We start from the raw sequence: 15,451 nt of genomic DNA on the forward strand, positions 1-15,451 counted from the left end.
AAGTCGGCTTTTTGCGGATGAAAAAAAGGGGCTTATAAAAGCCCCCTTTTTTGTCTGGCTCGGGTTTATTGACCCGGAATGTCTTTGCGCAGTTTCACCGGGTCCTGCTGTTTCTTCTTTTTCGCGATGGCGGTGCGCATCTTGATGTTGACCGCTTCCACCGCCAGCGAGAACGCCATGGCGAAGTAGACGTAGCCTTTTGGTACGTGAACGTCGAAGGCTTCGGCGATCAGCACGGTACCTACCACCAGCAGGAACGACAGCGCCAGCATCTTCAGCGACGGGTGCTTGTCGATGAAGTCGCTGATGGTGCCGGCAGCCAGCATCATCACCAATACGGCAACGATGATCGCGGCAACCATGACCGGCACATGGGAGACCATGCCGACGGCGGTGATCACCGAGTCCAGGGAGAACACGATGTCGATGATCGCGATCTGGATGATGGTGTAGATGAATTTGCCACCGGCGCCCTTGGGTTCGTCCTGGGTTTCGTCTTCGCCTTCCAGGGCGTGGTACATCTCCTGGGAGCTTTTCCACAGCAGGAACAGGCCACCGAAGAACAGGATCAGGTCGCGACCGGAAATGCCCTGGCTGAAGACCACGAACAGGTCGTCGGTCAGGCGCATGACCCAGGTGATCGACAGCAGCAACAGAATGCGCGTCACCATGGCCAAGGCCAGACCGAAGATCCGGGTGCGTGCCTGCATATGCTTGGGCATGCGGCTGACCAGGATCGAAATAATGATGATGTTATCGATGCCCAGGACGATCTCAAGGGCCGTCAGGGTGAAGAAGGCAATCCAGATTTCCGGATTGGTCAGCCATTCCATGTGTATTCCTTTGAGCAAGTGTTAAACCGCGCAAGCTGCAGCGCCGCGCGGTGAGTGAGTCGGTAGGATTATAGAGTGCTGAACAGCGGAAAAATCCCCATCAGCAATGCGGCGAACATTATGCACAGGCATACCAGCACTGCCCACTTCAAGGTGAAGCGCTGGTGATCGCCAAATTCGATACCGGCCAGCGCTACCAACAGGTAGGTCGACGGTACCAGCGGGCTGAGCAAGTGCACGGGTTGGCCAACGATGGAGGCGCGGGCCATTTCCACGGCGGTGATGCCGTAGTGGCTGGCGGCTTCGGCCAGTACGGGCAGTACGCCGTAGTAGAACGCATCGTTGGACATGAAGAAGGTGAACGGCATGCTCACCAGCGCGGTGATCACCGCCAGGTAAGGGCCCATGGCTTCCGGAATGACGGCCAGCAGGCTCTTGGACATGGCATCGACCATGCCGGTGCCCGACAGGATGCCGGTGAAGATACCGGCGGCGAAGATCAACCCCACCACGGCCAATACGCTGCCGGCGTGAGCGGCGACGCGGTCTTTCTGCTGTTGCAGGCACGGGTAGTTGACGATCATCGCGATACTGAACGCCACCATGAACAGCACCGGCAGCGGCAACAGGCCGGCGATCAGGGTGCACATCAGGGCAAGGGTCAGGGCGCCGTTGAACCAGATCAGCTTCGGACGGCGGGCATCCGGGTATTGCGACACGCTGATCTCGCTGTGGTCGATCTCGTCGACTTGCAGGTGCAGTTCACCCAGGCGCGCACGTTCGCGTTTGCCGTACATGTAGGCAATCACCAGGATCGCGACCACGCCGGCGGCCATCGCCGGGATCATCGGTACGAAAATATCCGAGGGGTCCACGTGCAGCGCACTGGCGGCGCGTGCGGTCGGGCCACCCCAGGGGGTCATGTTCATCACGCCACCGGCGAGGATGATCAGGCCGGCCATGATCCGCGGGCTCATGCCGATACGCTGGTACAGCGGCAGCATGGCGGCCACGCAGATCATGTAGGTGGTGGCGCCGTCACCGTCGAGGGACACCACCAGGGCCAGCACGGCGGTGCCGACCGACACCTTCAGCGGGTCGCCCTTGACCATCTTGAGGATCTTGCGCACGGCCGGGTCGAACAGGCCGGAGTCGATCATCAGGGCAAAGTAGAGGATGGCGAACATCAGCATCACGCCGGTCGGCGCGAGCTTGGTGATGCCTTCGAGCATCATCGGGCCGATCTTCGGTGCGAAACCGCCGAACAGCGCGAACAGGATAGGCACGATGATCAGGGCGATCAGCGCGGACAGGCGCTTGGTCATGATCAGGAACATGAACGTGATGACCATGGCAAAGCCAAGGAAAGTCAGCATAGGAATACTCCAGGCGTAGCGCGGCTAGGGAATGGCGAACCGGGGTGGGGTCAGCGCAGAACGAAGGGCACGAGGCGTACGGGTGGAGTTGGGGCGAACAGGCGGGTACGGACGGACATCGGGGATCACCATTGTTGTTGTGTACAGCCGGTCTATTGCCGGCAGTTGGGGGCGATCCTAGACGCGTAAGCTTTCAGCCAGCTTTCGTTGGCAAAACAGTTGGTGGTGGGAAGATGCACGGTCTTCAGGTGTACACATTTCAAATGTGGGTGGGAGCAAGCCCCCTCCCACATTGGAATGTGTTTCTTCAGGGCAGCTCAAGGCCGCCCGCTGCTTTGTGCAGTTTGCGCAGGTGTTCACCGACCTGCTTGAGGTTGGCTTCGCAGGCGGCGATTTCCGCTGCGCGGGACGGATCCAACAGCGCCCTCACCTCTTTATCCAGCTCGCCGGTCAGCGACTGCAACTGCTTCTGGCGCTCGGCGCTTTCCGATTCCAGGCGCTTGGCTTCCGAAGGTTGCGGCAGGCCATAGCCACCGCTGCCGAGCAGTTCCGCCGGGCGGCTGAGGAAGCCACTGTTGGCGAGGATCTGTTGCAGCGTGGCGTTGGCTTTCTCCATGCCGCCGTTCTTTAGCTCGCGGGCACCGAGGTAGCGTTGTTTGACTTCGTCCTGGGCCAGCATCAGCTGTTTGCGAAAGCTCGCTTGCTCCAGCAGTAGCAGTGCGGCGCTGGTGCGCAGGTCGGCCTGGTCGAACCACTGGCGGCGTTGTTCGGCACTGAGGGACAGCCAGTCTTCAACCTGGGTCTGTTTGATCGGCAGGTGTTTGCGCAGCACGTTGAACATGGCCTGGTAGCGTTCGCGGAAGGAGTCGAAGTGATAGCCCAGGCGTAGAGCCTCGCGCTTGTCGTTCAAGACACTGGTATCCGCCAGGCCACGGGCTTGCAGCACTTCCAGCAGGCCGTTGGGGGTGATGTTGTCCAGACCGGTCAACTGCGGGTTGGCGCTGCCACTGCGCAGCAGCTTCAGGCTTTCGACCGCACAGTTGTTGGAAATGAAGAAGTAGTTGCCGTCATAGCTCCAGTGCATTTCAGCGGCGTGCTCGACGGTGTCGTCGATCTCTTGGCGCGAGAGTTTCAACGGCACGGACGCCAGGCCGCGCAGTTCGGTCTTGGTGTATTCGTCGATCACCTGGGCCAAAGGCAGCACGAACAGCCGTGACGGGTACTTGCCCACCAGGCCGTCCCAACTGGACAGCTGTACGTCGCCGACGAAGGCGCGATAGGACAGCACCAGGTGCTGGTCCAGGTCCAGCCGACAATCCGGGCCACGAGGGCGGCCCGGAGCGCAGATCACCAGGCGCAACATGCTGTGGCCCCAGCGGCTGACCAGATTCTGATTGGCTTCGGCCAGCAGATAGTCGATTTCGTAGACCCGTTCCGGGTCGATGTGGCCCAGCGGGGTCTTGGCGAAATCATTGCCAGCGTTGAGAAACGCGTAGGTCTTGGCGCAGGTATCTTGTTCGGGCGGCGCCCAGCCGAAGTGTTCCTTGTAATAGCGGAACAGCGCGGGGCGCCGGCAGGCGTAGCTTGGGTCGAGGAGAAAGTACTCCATATTGACCGCCACGAATTCCAGCGGGCTGGTGGTTTCGTAGATGTCCGGGCTGCGCACGACCTGGCGGTTGTGTTGCTCGCGTTCACCGCGACGACCGACATATTGCGGCCAGCCGGCCAGGTCCAGCAGGCGCGGGTCATCGCTGAGGGTGAAGCGCCGGTCGTTCTGGCCACGGCATTGATCGGGCAGGCCGATCAGGCCGGTGATGTTGTTCTGACGGCTGCAACGCTGGATCAGCGCGCGTTCGTCTTTGGGCCACAGGCGGGCGCGGTCATAGATGTGGGTCAGTTCGTGCAGGACGGTGGCGAGCATTTCCCGGCGCACGGTGCCGTGGGGGCGATTGGTTTTTTGCGTGGCGGCGCTGCCGTCGGTCAGGCTGTCGAGCAGGTTGCGGTTAAGGTCCAGCTCGGACACCAACGAAGCCTGGCCGTAGGCATTTTCGGGCATCTTGTCGGTCCAGCCGACATCAATGCGCCGGTCCAACTGTTCGACGAAGCGCGGTGGCAGCGAGCGCATGGCTTCATCAAGCAATGCCTGGCTGGCCTGCTGTTCGGCCGGGCTCAAGCCTTCTGTCTTGAGCCGCAGTTGCAGGCTGGCCTGGGCTGCGCTGGCACACAGCAGCACAGTCCCGGCCAGGAGCCAGGCGACGAGGCGCCTCACAGAGCGAGAATAGCTTCGGCGAGGGTCTGGTCACTGGCGTCGCGCGCTTCCGGCAAGCGAGTGCGCAGGGTGTCGAAGGCAGCTTCCAACTGTGCGCCACGGATCTCGCCGTTGGTGGCGACGAAACTGGCCGCGTCATCGTGGGCTTCGCGCACGACTTTGGAGTCGCGGATGGAGGTGGTGGTGTCCGAGGTGAAATCAATGGTGCGGCCAGAGGCGCGAACAATGATGTTACTGGTGGCCACCAGGGTATGCGCCTGGGCAACGTCGGCCAACAACAGCAGGCCAAGGGTGGCGGCGATCAGCGGGCTACGCATGGAATGACTCCGAAATACAAAGATGATTATTGGACGAGAATTGCTTGCGCCAGTTCAAGGTCGCTGGCGTTAAGTTTTGGTTGGGTGCGGCGCAGATAATCCAGCGCGGATTCCAGCCGTGCACCCCGCCATTGGCCGTCAGTGGCGATAAATGCAGCGGCATCATCCTGGGCCGCTACGACTACTTTCCGGTCGAAGGGCGCGGAGGTCACCTTGCTGGTGGCGTACGCGCTCGCGACGGTGCTCTGGATAGTCAGGTCAAAGGCCGAAGCCAGTGACGACCAACTGGCGCAAAACAACACAGGGGCTATTAGCAGGCGGTATGAAAAAGCCATGGGACTCGACAACTGAAAGCGAGCGCCAAGGCTAGCGCAATGCCCGGGCGAGAGCCAGTGAAGAGGTATTCGGGAGCGGCCGGCGCTCCCTTCACTGTGCGTTCGATCAGATAGCCAGGATGGCCTGGGCCAGTTGTGCGTCAGTCGCGGTGTTCAGTTGCGGTGCTTGTTGGCGGATCTGGGCCAGGGCGCTTTCCAGTTTCACACCACGGATGGCGCCTTCACTGGCGACAAAGCTGGCGGCGTCGTCACGGGCGGCGCGCACGACTTTGTTATCTCGCAGGGACGAAGTGGCGTCGGAGGTGGCGTCGGAAGTAGCCTTCAATGCGCCGACGATGGAGTCGGTGGTCACGATGAAGCTGGTTGCGCTGGCATTTGTGGCCAGGGTCAGCAGTGCTGCAGCACTCAGCAGGCGAATACGGGACATGAGGTGACTCCTGTAGATGAACGAATAAGGTGGCGCAGGGCAGCCTTTGGGGATCAGACGCCTGTTCTACACGGTTCGCCACGTGGTGGCTGGATATTAAGCCGCTGTTTATCCGTTCGGAAAGCTTCTTGACTGCCTAGTCTCGCCAGAATGGCTTGGATAGCTCGGCCACACGGTCTCCCTGGCTGATACCAACATCGGAGAGTTCTCGAAGATCGAGCTGCGCCAGTTGGCGACGCTCGTAGGCGTGACGTACCCATTTGGCCAGCGTGGAAACTGTCCGGCGTAACAGCCGCATATAGAGAGAGGGTTGGGTATCCATGGTGAGCGCCTTTGATGAGGTCCTGGAACACCATGGTGGGCGAGTTGCTTTGACCGTTACAGATACACCAATGCTTAATTGTACTGCTTAACTGTTATATTTTTTAAACTGTACCTGTCTGGATCGAGGTCTTCTGTTTGGCCTGGAAAAAGGTAACCCCGGAAACAACAAAGCCCGCCTCCGGTCTCCCGGGGCGGGCTTTGTTTTGACAAATCAGTGCTGGCTGTGGACCCGGTGGGTCAGGGCCAGCGGGCGTCAATTAACGCCAGAACGGCTTGCTCAGCTCTTCGTAGCGTTGAGCTTCGCTGATACCAGCGTCAGCCAGCAGACGCGAATCCAGACGAGCCAGTTGATGGCGGCTGGAGATGCGGCGCTGCCACAACATCAGGTTGGCGAGAACGCGCAAAGGCAGGGAAGCCTGGGTGTTTACAGCTTTTTCTTCGAAGAACAGTTCGGAACTGAGTGTACGTTCCATGATGACATCCTTCCGCTTGTGGCGGGATTAGGTAGTGGTTTAACTGATGCCAATGATCCTCTTCCGGCGCAAGACTCTCTAGATACAGTTCACCTGTATTGTGAGGGGCCAGTTAACTGTTTAAAGGTGCTGTACTGTACGTAAATGGGGCAACTGTACTTGTCTGCACTTAAATGGTGCGAAATTGGCAATTTCTTCGATTGTGGTGGGGTATTTCTGTAGGAAATGACCGGTACAGCAGTACAGTTTTTTAAAGAAGTGTGCGGCGCGCCGTCGAGCTGATGAAACTGTGTTTGCATCAGCTCGAATCTGTATCAATCACGCCTTGAGCATATGCCCGGTTTCTTCCAGGTTAATGTGCCAACTCAGTGCTTCACGCAGGATGTGCGGCGTGTGACCACCGATGGCGCAGGCGGATACGAAGTAACTGTTCAACGCATCGCGGTACGCTGGATGCACACAGTTATCGATGATCACCCGGGCTCGCTCCCGTGGCGCCAGGCCGCGCAGATCGGCGAGGCCTACTTCAGTCACCAGAATGTCGACGTCATGCTCGGTGTGGTCCACATGGCTGACCATTGGCACCACGCTGGAAATCGCGCCGCCCTTGGCAATCGATTTGGTGACGAAGATCGCCAGGTGCGCGTTGCGCGCGAAGTCGCCGGAACCGCCAATGCCGTTCATCATCCGCGTGCCGCAGATGTGGGTGGAGTTGACGTTGCCGTAGATATCGAACTCCAGCGCGGTGTTGATGCCGATAATCCCCAGGCGCCGCACCACTTCAGGGTGATTGGAGATTTCCTGCGGGCGCAGCACCAGCTTGTCTTTGTAATGCTCCAGGTTGCCGAATACGTCGGCATTGCGCCGCTCCGACAAGGTGATCGAGCTGCCCGAGGCGAAGCTCAGTTTGCCGGCGTCGATCAGGTCGAATGTCGAGTCCTGCAACACCTCCGAGTACATGGTCAGGTCTTCGAATGGCGAGTCGATCAGGCCGCACATCACCGCGTTGGCAATGTTGCCGATCCCAGCCTGCAGCGGGCCGAGCTTGTTGGTCATGCGCCCGGCGTCCACTTCCTGCTTGAGGAAGTTGATCAGGTGGTTGGCGATGCCCTGAGTGTCGCTGTCCGGTGGCGTCACGGTGGAGGCAGAGTCTGCCTGGTTGGTGATCACGATGGCGACGATCTTCTCTGGCGGGATCGGGATCGCAGTACTGCCGATGCGGTCGTCGACTTTCACCAGAGGAATCGGCGTACGGGTCGGCCGGTAAGTCGGTATATAGATGTCGTGCAACCCTTCCAGATTCGGGTTGTGCGCCATGTTGATCTCGACGATCACTTGCTTGGCGAAAATCGCGAAGCTGGCGGAGTTACCCACGGACGTGGTGGGCACGATATGGCCTTGCTCGGTGATCGCGACGGCCTCGATGACGGCAATGTCCGGCAGCTTGAGCTGGTTGTTGCGCAGTTGCTCGACGGTTTCCGACAGGTGCTGATCGATAAACATCACTTCGCCGGCGTTGATTGCCTTGCGCAAGGTGCTATCGACCTGGAACGGCATGCGCCGGGACAGCACGCCGGCTTCGGTCAGTTGCTTGTCCAGGTCGTTACCCAGGCTGGCACCGGTCATCAGGGTGATTTTCAGCGGGGATGTCTTGGCGCGCTCGGCCAGGGCGTGGGGGACGGCCTTGGCTTCACCCGCTCGGGTGAAGCCGCTCATGCCGACGGTCATGCCGTCCTCGATCAGTGCGGCGGCATCTGCCGCGCTCATGACCTTGTTCAACAACGAAGGCAAGCGGATACGATCACGGTACATGAATTGTTATCTCAGGCTACGGAAGCAAGGTGGGCAGTGTAGTGATTTCAAAAAATTTCGGCCCGCTACCATGGTCGAATGCCGAGTAGCGATTTAGAGCCTTTGGTCGGGTTTCATGGGGTAATAAAAAACCCCAGCCTACTGGAGGCCAGGGTTTCGGGTATTGCGCTGGCGCAGTGTTACTCGACGGCCTTGACCATATCTTCAATGACCTTCTTGGCATCACCAAAGACCATCATGGTCTTGTCCAGATAGAACAGTTCGTTATCCAAGCCGGCATAACCACTGGCCATCGAGCGCTTGTTGACGATGATGGTCTTGGCCTTGAACGCTTCCAGGATCGGCATGCCGGCAATCGGCGAGTTGGGGTCGTTCTTCGCGGCCGGGTTGACCACGTCGTTCGCGCCCAGCACCAGCACCACGTCAGCCTGGCCGAATTCGGAGTTGATATCCTCCATCTCGAACACCTGGTCGTAGGGCACTTCGGCCTCGGCGAGTAGGACGTTCATATGCCCAGGCATACGGCCGGCCACCGGGTGGATCGCGTATTTCACGGTCACGCCACGGTGGGTCAGCTTCTCGGTCAGTTCCTTCAGCGCATGCTGTGCCCGTGCCACGGCCAGGCCATAGCCTGGAACGATGATGACCGTGTCGGCATTGGTCAGCAGGAAGGTCGCGTCGTCAGCCGAACCGGATTTCACCGGGCGCGCTTCTTTAGAGCCCGCTGCAGCACCGGCATCCGGCGCATTGCCGAAACCGCCGAGCAGTACATTAAAGAAGGAACGGTTCATCGCCTTGCACATGATGTACGACAGGATCGCACCGCTGGAGCCCACCAGAGAGCCGGCGATGATCAGCATCGAGTTGTTCAGCGAGAAGCCGATCCCCGCCGCTGCCCAGCCGGAATAGCTGTTGAGCATTGACACCACCACCGGCATGTCGGCGCCGCCAATCGGGATGATGATCAGCACACCGAGCACGAACGCCAGGGCCAGCATCAAGGCGAAGGCGCTGAGGTTGCCGGTGAACATGAACGCCAGGCCCAGACCCAGGGTCAGCAGGCCAAGCACCAGGTTCAATTTGTGCTGGCCGCCGAACTGTACCGGTGCGCCTTGGAACAGGCGGAACTTGTACTTGCCCGAGAGTTTGCCGAACGCGATCACCGAACCGGAGAAGGTAATCGCACCGATGGCCGCGCCGAGGAACAGTTCCAGACGATTACCCGCCGGGATCGCGTCGCCCAGGTGTTTGACGATGCCCAGTGACTGCGGCTCGACCACGGCGGCAATCGCAATAAACACTGCGGCCAGGCCGATCATGCTGTGCATGAAGGCGACCAGTTCCGGCATCTTGGTCATTTCTACGCGCTTGGCCATGATCGAGCCGGCGGTGCCGCCGACCAGCAGGCCGACGATCACATAGCCAATGCCGGCGGTGGCCAGCTCAGCGCCGAGCTTATAGATGAGGCCCACGGTGGTGAGGACCGCCAGCGCCATGCCGAGCATGCCGAACAGGTTGCCGCGCCGCGACGTGGTGGGGTGTGATAGGCCTTTGAGGGCCTGGATAAAGCAGATCGACGCGATCAGGTAGAGCGTCGTCACGAGATTCATGCTCATTACTTCGGCGCCTCTTCTTTTACTTTCGGGGCTTTCTTCTTGAACATCTCAAGCATCCGGCGGGTTACCAGGAACCCACCGAACACGTTAACCGCCGCCAGGGCCACGGCCAGAGTGCCCATGGTCTTGCCCAGCGGAGTCACGGTCAGCGCGGCGGCGAGCATGGCGCCGACAATCACGATCGCCGAAATCGCGTTGGTCACCGCCATCAGTGGTGTGTGCAGCGCGGGTGTGACGTTCCAGACCACGTGGTAACCGACATAAATCGCCAGCACAAAGATGATCAGGTTGTAGATACCGGGGGAGATAAGCTCTTCCATCGTCTGAATCCCTGCTTAGGCGTTTTTGCGGATGACTTGGCCGTCGCGGCACATCAGGCACGCGGCGACGATGTCGTCTTCGAGGTTGATTTCAAACTGCCCTTCCTTGGTGAAGACCAGCTTCAGGAAGTCCAGCAGGTTGCGTGCATACAAGGCCGACGCATCGGCGGCGACCGCACCGGCCAGGTTGGTCGGGCCGCAGATGATCACGCCGTTTTCCACGACGACTTGGTCGGCGACAGTCAGTGGGCAGTTACCGCCTTGGGCGGCAGCGAGGTCGATCACTACCGAGCCGGGCTTCATTTGCGCGACGGTGTCGGCGCTGAGCAAGGTCGGTGCTTTACGGCCGGGAATCAGGGCGGTAGTGATGACGATGTCGGCCTGCTTGGCGCGCTCATGCACGGCCAGGGCTTGGCGCTGCATCCAACTGGTGGGCATCGGGCGGGCATAGCCGCCGACGCCGACGGCGCATTCTCGTTCTTCGTCGGTTTCGTAAGGCACGTCGACGAACTTGGCGCCTAGGGATTCGATCTGCTCTTTTACGGCTGGGCGTACGTCGGACGCTTCGATCACGGCACCCAGGCGTTTCGCCGTGGCGATGGCTTGAAGGCCTGCAACACCGGCGCCGAGGATCAGCACGCGCGCGGCTTTCACAGTGCCTGCCGCGGTCATCAACATCGGCATGAAGCGCGGGTAGTGATGGGCGGCGAGCAGCACGGCTTTATAGCCGGCAATGTTGGCCTGGGACGAAAGCACATCGAGGCTCTGGGCTCGCGAGGTACGCGGCGCGGCTTCCAGTGCAAAGGCTGTAATGCCCTGCCCGGCCAACTTGGCGATGGTTTCGTTGCTGAACGGATTGAGCATGCCCACCAACACGGTGCCGCTTTTAATCAGCGCCAGTTCGCTGTCGCTGGGGGCCACCACCTTGAGAATCAGCTCGGCGCCAAACGCATCGCTGGCACTGCCAATGGTCGCGCCTGCCGTTTCATAGGCACTGTCTACGATGCTGGCGTTGAGGCCTGCGCCGCTTTGAACAGTGACCTTATGGCCCTGGCCGATCAGCTTCTTGATGGTTTCCGGGGTGGCAGCCACCCGCGTTTCACCGGTCTGGGTTTCGAGAGGAACACCAATGTGCACGTCAAATCTCCTGCATGATCTTTTTGCTTTTGATCTTTTTGTAAAAAGGCCAGTGCACCGTGAGTGGCGCAACTGGGGCGGCCGATCAGCACGATCCCGCTGAAATGACAGCGGGGCGCGGCATTTTGCAGGCGAACTTTACGGCCTTCAAGGGATTATGACGGGTGACGAAAAATTAACTACAAGTCACCCTGTGACTGATTGTCGCAATACGCCGTAATAACCTCTTTAAATACAGGTGCTTAAAGGGCTTCAGCTGATTCGTGTGTGTTTTTCCATCCTTGGTGTGAATAGTCGCGCATTGACCGTTGAGAGTCGCTGTAAGCCACGAAAATCATGGCTTTAAGCATTGATTCGACCGATAAGTACAGTCTGCTTAAATGCGACATATACGTATATCTGTAGGATATAGATTTAACTGACTACAAAGTCAGCATGTTGGTTTTCCCTTTAAGTGCTGGGGCTGTAGCGCTGTGATTGGTCGATCAACCAGTCCCTGAACGCTTGCAGCGATGCGGATTCGACTTTTCTGTCAGGAATCATCAGGTAATAAGCCTTTGAACTGGTCAGTGCTTCAGCGCTGGCGATTACTAGTCGATGCTCGTCCAGCTCTCGCTGGATAAGGAACGGCGGTATCAGTGCAATGCCCATGTCATGCATGGCGGCTTGGGACAACATCGAGAATAGCTCGTAGCGTGGGCCTGTCATGTCGCGGGGGACGTTCAGTTGTTGGGCGTTGAACCATTGGCGCCAGGCGTAAGGGCGGGTGGTCTGCTGCAGCAATGGCAGTTCTGCGATCTTCTGCGGAGTTAATCGCTTGAATTCGCCCAACAGCCGCGGGCTGCACACGGGGACAGGGTTTTCTCCCATGAGTTTGTGGGATTCGGTGCCGGACCAATCGGCGTCGCCGAAGTAGATTGCAGCGTCGAATTCGGTATCGGCAAACAGAAAGGGGCGTGTGCGGTTGGTCAGGTTTACCGTCACCTCCGGATGCTGTCGTTGAAAGTCCTTGAGGCGAGGGATCAACCATTGCGTACCGAAGGTGGGTACTACGGCCAGCTCAATGGTGTTGGCACCCTGCTGGCCCATCACTGACAGGGTGTCTCGCTCCACGGCATCCAACTGGGCTGCGACCCTGCGGCTATAGGACAGCCCTGCTTCCGTCAGCTTTACCCCGCGCCGCGAGCGCCGAAACAGCTCGACACTTAAAAACTCCTCCAAACTGGCGATCTGTCGGCAAATGGCGCCTTGGGTAATGGAAAGCTCCTGTGCCGCCTTGGTAAAGCTCTCGTGGCGGGCAGCTGCTTCAAAACTGACAAGAGCGGTGGTGCTGGGGATTTTTCTGCGCATGTACCTTGTCCTCACATAAAGAGGCGCAACTTGGCCTTTTTTGGGGTTACGGAGTGAGAAATTAGCACAAGGCTATGCAGAAACCTCGTTTGCTCTCCCTGCCTGTCCGGCCTAGGCTCCATCCACGACTTCTGTTTTTTCTTTGCGAGGACTTATTCATGGCGGGCAAGGCAAGCTTCAACTGGATCGATCCACTGTTGCTGGATCAACAGCTCACCGAAGAAGAGCGCATGGTGCGCGACAGTGCTGAGCAATTCGCCCAGGACAAGCTGGCTCCGCGTGTACTTGAAGCCTTTCGCCATGAAAAGACTGACCCGGCGATTTTCCGCGAAATGGGTGAGACCGGATTGCTGGGTGCGATGATCCCTGAGCAGTACGGGGGCAGTGGCTTGAGCTACGTCAGCTACGGCTTGATTGCGCGTGAAGTTGAGCGCGTTGATTCCGGCTATCGCTCGATGATGAGTGTGCAGTCGTCACTGGTGATGGTGCCTATCAACGAGTTTGGCACCGAAGCGCAAAAACAGAAGTATTTGCCGAAATTGGCCTCGGGCGAATGGATTGGCTGTTTTGGTCTGACCGAGCCTGACCACGGTTCCGATCCTGGCGCGATGATTACCCGTGCGCGCAAGGTGGATGGCGGCTACAGCCTGACGGGCGCAAAGATGTGGATCACCAATAGCCCGATTGCGGACGTGTTTGTGGTGTGGGGCAAGGATGACGCTGGCGATATTCGTGGATTTGTCCTGGAGAAAGGCTGGAAAGGTCTGAGTGCGCCGGCGATTCACGGCAAGGTCGGCCTGCGCGCCTCCATCACGGGTGAGATTGTGATGGATAACGTGTTCGTGCCGGAGGAAAACATCTTCCCGGATGTGCGTGGCTTGAAGGGGCCTTTCACCTGCTTGAACTCGGCGCGCTATGGCATCTCCTGGGGGGCTTTGGGGGCTGCCGAGTTCTGTTGGCACACCGCACGCCAGTACACACTGGATCGCCAGCAGTTTGGCCGTCCATTGGCGGCAACTCAATTGATCCAGAAGAAGCTGGCCGATATGCAGACCGAGATCACGCTGGCGCTGCAAGGTTGCCTGCGTCTGGGGCGTATGAAGGATGAAGGAACCGCTGCGGTAGAAATCACATCGATCATGAAGCGCAACTCGTGTGGCAAGTCTTTGGACATTGCGCGTATGGCGCGGGACATGCTGGGTGGCAACGGTATCTCCGATGAGTTCGGGGTGGCGCGTCATTTAGTGAACCTGGAGGTGGTTAATACCTATGAAGGTACCCATGACGTGCACGCCTTGATTCTGGGGCGCGCGCAAACCGGTCTTCAAGCGTTCTATTAATAGGAGGACGGCATGGGCGCGCTTTCGCATCTGCGGGTACTGGATTTGTCACGAGTGTTGGCGGGCCCTTGGTCCGGGCAGATCCTTGCGGACCTTGGGGCTGAGGTGATCAAGGTCGAGCGACCTGGTAGCGGTGACGATACGCGCGCCTGGGGACCGCCCTTCCTTAAGGATGTTTATGACGAGAACACCAGTGAGGCGGCGTATTACCTGTCGGCTAATCGCAACAAAGAGTCGGTGACTATCGACTTCACGCGACCGGAGGGGCAGCAACTGGTGCGCGATCTGGCGGCCAAGTCCGACATCTTGATCGAGAACTTCAAGGTGGGTGGTCTGGCGGCGTATGGGTTGGACTACGACTCGCTCAAGAAAGTGAATCCGGAGTTGATCTATTGCTCGATCACCGGCTTTGGTCAGACGGGGCCTTATGCCGCGCGCGCGGGGTATGACTTCATGATCCAGGGGTTGGGCGGGCTGATGAGTCTTACCGGCCGGCCGGAGGGTGACAATGGGGCCGGGCCGGTGAAGGTGGGCGTGGCGTTGACTGACATTCTCACTGGGCTCTACTCGACGGTGGCAATCCTTGCTGCGCTGGCGCATCGGGATCATGACGGTGGTGGGCAGCATATCGATATGGCGTTGCTTGATGTGCAGGTGGCCTGCCTGGCTAACCAGGCGATGAACTACTTGACGACGGGAGCGGCGCCAAAACGACTGGGTAATGCTCATCCGAATATCGTGCCTTATCAGGATTTCCCTACAGCCGATGGCGATTTCATCCTGACGGTGGGTAATGACGGGCAATTTCGTAAGTTCGCCGAAGTGGCTGGACAGCCGCAATGGGCGGATGACCCGCGGTTCTCTACTAATAAGGTGCGGGTAGCCAACCGCGCTGAGCTGATTCCATTGATTCGCCAGGCTACAGTCTTCAAGACGACGGCTGAGTGGGTGTCGCAGTTGGAGCGGGTTGGTGTGCCTTGTGGGCCGATAAATGACTTGGCGCAGGTATTTGCCGATCCTCAGGTGAAGGCGCGGGGGTTGGCGATACAGCTGCCGCATGCGCTGGCAGGGATGGTGCCGCTGGTTGCTAGTCCGATTCGATTATCCAAGACGCCTGTGGAGTACCGTACTGCCCCTCCTTTGTTGGGGCAGCATACGGCCCAGGTGCTGCAGAGCGTGTTGGGTCTTGCCCCCGCGAATGTGGATGCGTTGAGGGCTGCGGGAGTTATCTAAGTGTTTTCTTCTATATAGAAGGGGATTTATTGGTGGTTTTTTAATCAGTTTCAATCGGTTGATAGCAAAATCAAATTAATAGTTGACGGCAGATTCTGAGCGCCTATAATTCGCCCCACTTCCGGCGCAGTCGAAACGTAAAACTCCTTGGTAAACAAAGAGTTATGCAAGATTAGGCAGCGGTTTGCTTCAGTTCATCGAAGCCCAGAAGGAGTTGATAGCGTCGTGTTATTTGGCACTATTAACGATTCGATCTTCTCGGTCGAAAGCGGAGAAAAAGAGGTGTTGA

At 58.7% G+C, this 15,451-nt stretch carries 15 protein-coding genes; 2 read left to right on the forward strand and 13 right to left on the reverse strand.

The window, feature by feature from the left end:
* Positions 1 to 65: 65 nt before the first annotated feature.
* The 13 genes from J1G35_RS25715 to J1G35_RS25775 form a co-directional block, all read right to left on the reverse strand.
* Positions 66 to 833 carry a TerC family protein gene (locus tag J1G35_RS25715; RefSeq protein ID WP_223016367.1) on the reverse strand — a complete coding sequence of 256 codons (768 nt, stop codon included), beginning with the start codon at positions 831 to 833 and terminating at the stop codon, positions 66 to 68.
* A 68-nt stretch (positions 834 to 901) separates the two neighbouring features.
* Complete coding sequence (locus J1G35_RS25720) at positions 902 to 2,209, reverse strand: CitMHS family transporter (RefSeq protein ID WP_053127258.1); 1,308 nt, start codon at positions 2,207 to 2,209, stop codon at positions 902 to 904.
* Positions 2,210 to 2,516: 307 nt separating this feature from the next.
* Positions 2,517 to 4,478, reverse strand: coding sequence for a DUF4105 domain-containing protein (locus tag J1G35_RS25725; protein ID WP_223016368.1), 1,962 nt, complete (start codon positions 4,476 to 4,478; stop codon positions 2,517 to 2,519).
* Positions 4,475 to 4,795 (reverse strand): DUF2388 domain-containing protein, encoded by a 321-nt coding sequence (locus J1G35_RS25730; RefSeq protein WP_027608008.1) that lies wholly within the window; start codon positions 4,793 to 4,795, stop codon positions 4,475 to 4,477. The genes J1G35_RS25725 and J1G35_RS25730 overlap by 4 nt, the downstream gene beginning before the upstream one ends.
* Before the next feature lie 26 nt (positions 4,796 to 4,821).
* Entirely contained in the window at positions 4,822 to 5,130 is a 309-nt protein-coding gene (locus tag J1G35_RS25735) for a DUF2388 domain-containing protein (protein WP_223016369.1), read from the reverse strand.
* Between the two features lie 106 nt (positions 5,131 to 5,236).
* Complete coding sequence (locus J1G35_RS25740) at positions 5,237 to 5,557, reverse strand: DUF2388 domain-containing protein (protein ID WP_053127252.1); 321 nt, start codon at positions 5,555 to 5,557, stop codon at positions 5,237 to 5,239.
* Positions 5,558 to 5,693: 136 nt separating this feature from the next.
* Entirely contained in the window at positions 5,694 to 5,879 is a 186-nt protein-coding gene (locus J1G35_RS25745) for a DUF1127 domain-containing protein (protein WP_223016370.1), read from the reverse strand.
* 259 nt (positions 5,880 to 6,138) lie between these two features.
* Entirely contained in the window at positions 6,139 to 6,354 is a 216-nt protein-coding gene (locus J1G35_RS25750; RefSeq protein WP_003187413.1) for a DUF1127 domain-containing protein, read from the reverse strand.
* A 318-nt stretch (positions 6,355 to 6,672) separates the two neighbouring features.
* On the reverse strand, positions 6,673 to 8,166 hold the full coding sequence (locus J1G35_RS25755; RefSeq protein WP_053127250.1) for an acetyl-CoA hydrolase/transferase family protein: 1,494 nt from the start codon (positions 8,164 to 8,166) through the stop codon (positions 6,673 to 6,675).
* Between the two features lie 179 nt (positions 8,167 to 8,345).
* A complete protein-coding gene (locus tag J1G35_RS25760) occupies positions 8,346 to 9,782 on the reverse strand; it encodes an NAD(P)(+) transhydrogenase (Re/Si-specific) subunit beta (protein WP_090401238.1) in 1,437 nt (478 codons plus the stop codon).
* Positions 9,782 to 10,102, reverse strand: coding sequence for an NAD(P) transhydrogenase subunit alpha (locus tag J1G35_RS25765; protein ID WP_003187417.1), 321 nt, complete (start codon positions 10,100 to 10,102; stop codon positions 9,782 to 9,784). Before J1G35_RS25765 ends, J1G35_RS25760 begins: the two co-directional genes overlap by 1 nt.
* A 15-nt stretch (positions 10,103 to 10,117) precedes the next feature.
* A complete protein-coding gene (locus J1G35_RS25770; RefSeq protein WP_223016371.1) occupies positions 10,118 to 11,239 on the reverse strand; it encodes a Re/Si-specific NAD(P)(+) transhydrogenase subunit alpha in 1,122 nt (373 codons plus the stop codon).
* 450 nt (positions 11,240 to 11,689) lie between these two features.
* Positions 11,690 to 12,589: a LysR family transcriptional regulator gene (locus J1G35_RS25775; RefSeq protein WP_053127243.1), complete on the reverse strand. Its 900-nt coding sequence runs from the start codon at positions 12,587 to 12,589 to the stop codon at positions 11,690 to 11,692.
* A gap of 158 nt (positions 12,590 to 12,747) precedes the next feature.
* Here J1G35_RS25775 and J1G35_RS25780 point away from each other — a divergent pair, with 158 nt between their 5' ends.
* Positions 12,748 to 13,929, forward strand: coding sequence for an acyl-CoA dehydrogenase (locus J1G35_RS25780; RefSeq protein WP_053127241.1), 1,182 nt, complete (start codon positions 12,748 to 12,750; stop codon positions 13,927 to 13,929).
* A 12-nt stretch (positions 13,930 to 13,941) separates the two neighbouring features.
* Positions 13,942 to 15,162 (forward strand): CaiB/BaiF CoA-transferase family protein, encoded by a 1,221-nt coding sequence (locus J1G35_RS25785; protein WP_053127239.1) that lies wholly within the window; start codon positions 13,942 to 13,944, stop codon positions 15,160 to 15,162.
* Positions 15,163 to 15,451: the final 289 nt, after the last annotated feature.

Origin of the sequence: Pseudomonas sp. SH10-3B, assembly GCF_019891415.1 — a bacterium.
GTDB lineage: Bacteria > Pseudomonadota > Gammaproteobacteria > Pseudomonadales > Pseudomonadaceae > Aquipseudomonas.

What these genes read in the sequence shown, in the direction of transcription:
- J1G35_RS25715 (WP_223016367.1), bottom strand. Translation starts at nt 833, where the DNA reads ATGGAATGGCTGACCAATCCGGAAATCTGGATTGCCTTCTTCACCCTG.
- J1G35_RS25720 (WP_053127258.1), bottom strand. Translation starts at nt 2,209, where the DNA reads ATGCTGACTTTCCTTGGCTTTGCCATGGTCATCACGTTCATGTTCCTG.
- J1G35_RS25730 (WP_027608008.1), bottom strand. Translation starts at nt 4,795, where the DNA reads ATGCGTAGCCCGCTGATCGCCGCCACCCTTGGCCTGCTGTTGTTGGCC.
- J1G35_RS25735 (WP_223016369.1), bottom strand. Translation starts at nt 5,130, where the DNA reads ATGGCTTTTTCATACCGCCTGCTAATAGCCCCTGTGTTGTTTTGCGCC.
- J1G35_RS25740 (WP_053127252.1), bottom strand. Translation starts at nt 5,557, where the DNA reads ATGTCCCGTATTCGCCTGCTGAGTGCTGCAGCACTGCTGACCCTGGCC.
- J1G35_RS25745 (WP_223016370.1), bottom strand. Translation starts at nt 5,879, where the DNA reads ATGGATACCCAACCCTCTCTCTATATGCGGCTGTTACGCCGGACAGTT.
- J1G35_RS25750 (WP_003187413.1), bottom strand. Translation starts at nt 6,354, where the DNA reads ATGGAACGTACACTCAGTTCCGAACTGTTCTTCGAAGAAAAAGCTGTA.
- J1G35_RS25755 (WP_053127250.1), bottom strand. Translation starts at nt 8,166, where the DNA reads ATGTACCGTGATCGTATCCGCTTGCCTTCGTTGTTGAACAAGGTCATG.
- J1G35_RS25760 (WP_090401238.1), bottom strand. Translation starts at nt 9,782, where the DNA reads ATGAGCATGAATCTCGTGACGACGCTCTACCTGATCGCGTCGATCTGC.
- J1G35_RS25765 (WP_003187417.1), bottom strand. Translation starts at nt 10,102, where the DNA reads ATGGAAGAGCTTATCTCCCCCGGTATCTACAACCTGATCATCTTTGTG.
- J1G35_RS25775 (WP_053127243.1), bottom strand. Translation starts at nt 12,589, where the DNA reads ATGCGCAGAAAAATCCCCAGCACCACCGCTCTTGTCAGTTTTGAAGCA.
- J1G35_RS25780 (WP_053127241.1), top strand. Translation starts at nt 12,748, where the DNA reads ATGGCGGGCAAGGCAAGCTTCAACTGGATCGATCCACTGTTGCTGGAT.
- J1G35_RS25785 (WP_053127239.1), top strand. Translation starts at nt 13,942, where the DNA reads ATGGGCGCGCTTTCGCATCTGCGGGTACTGGATTTGTCACGAGTGTTG.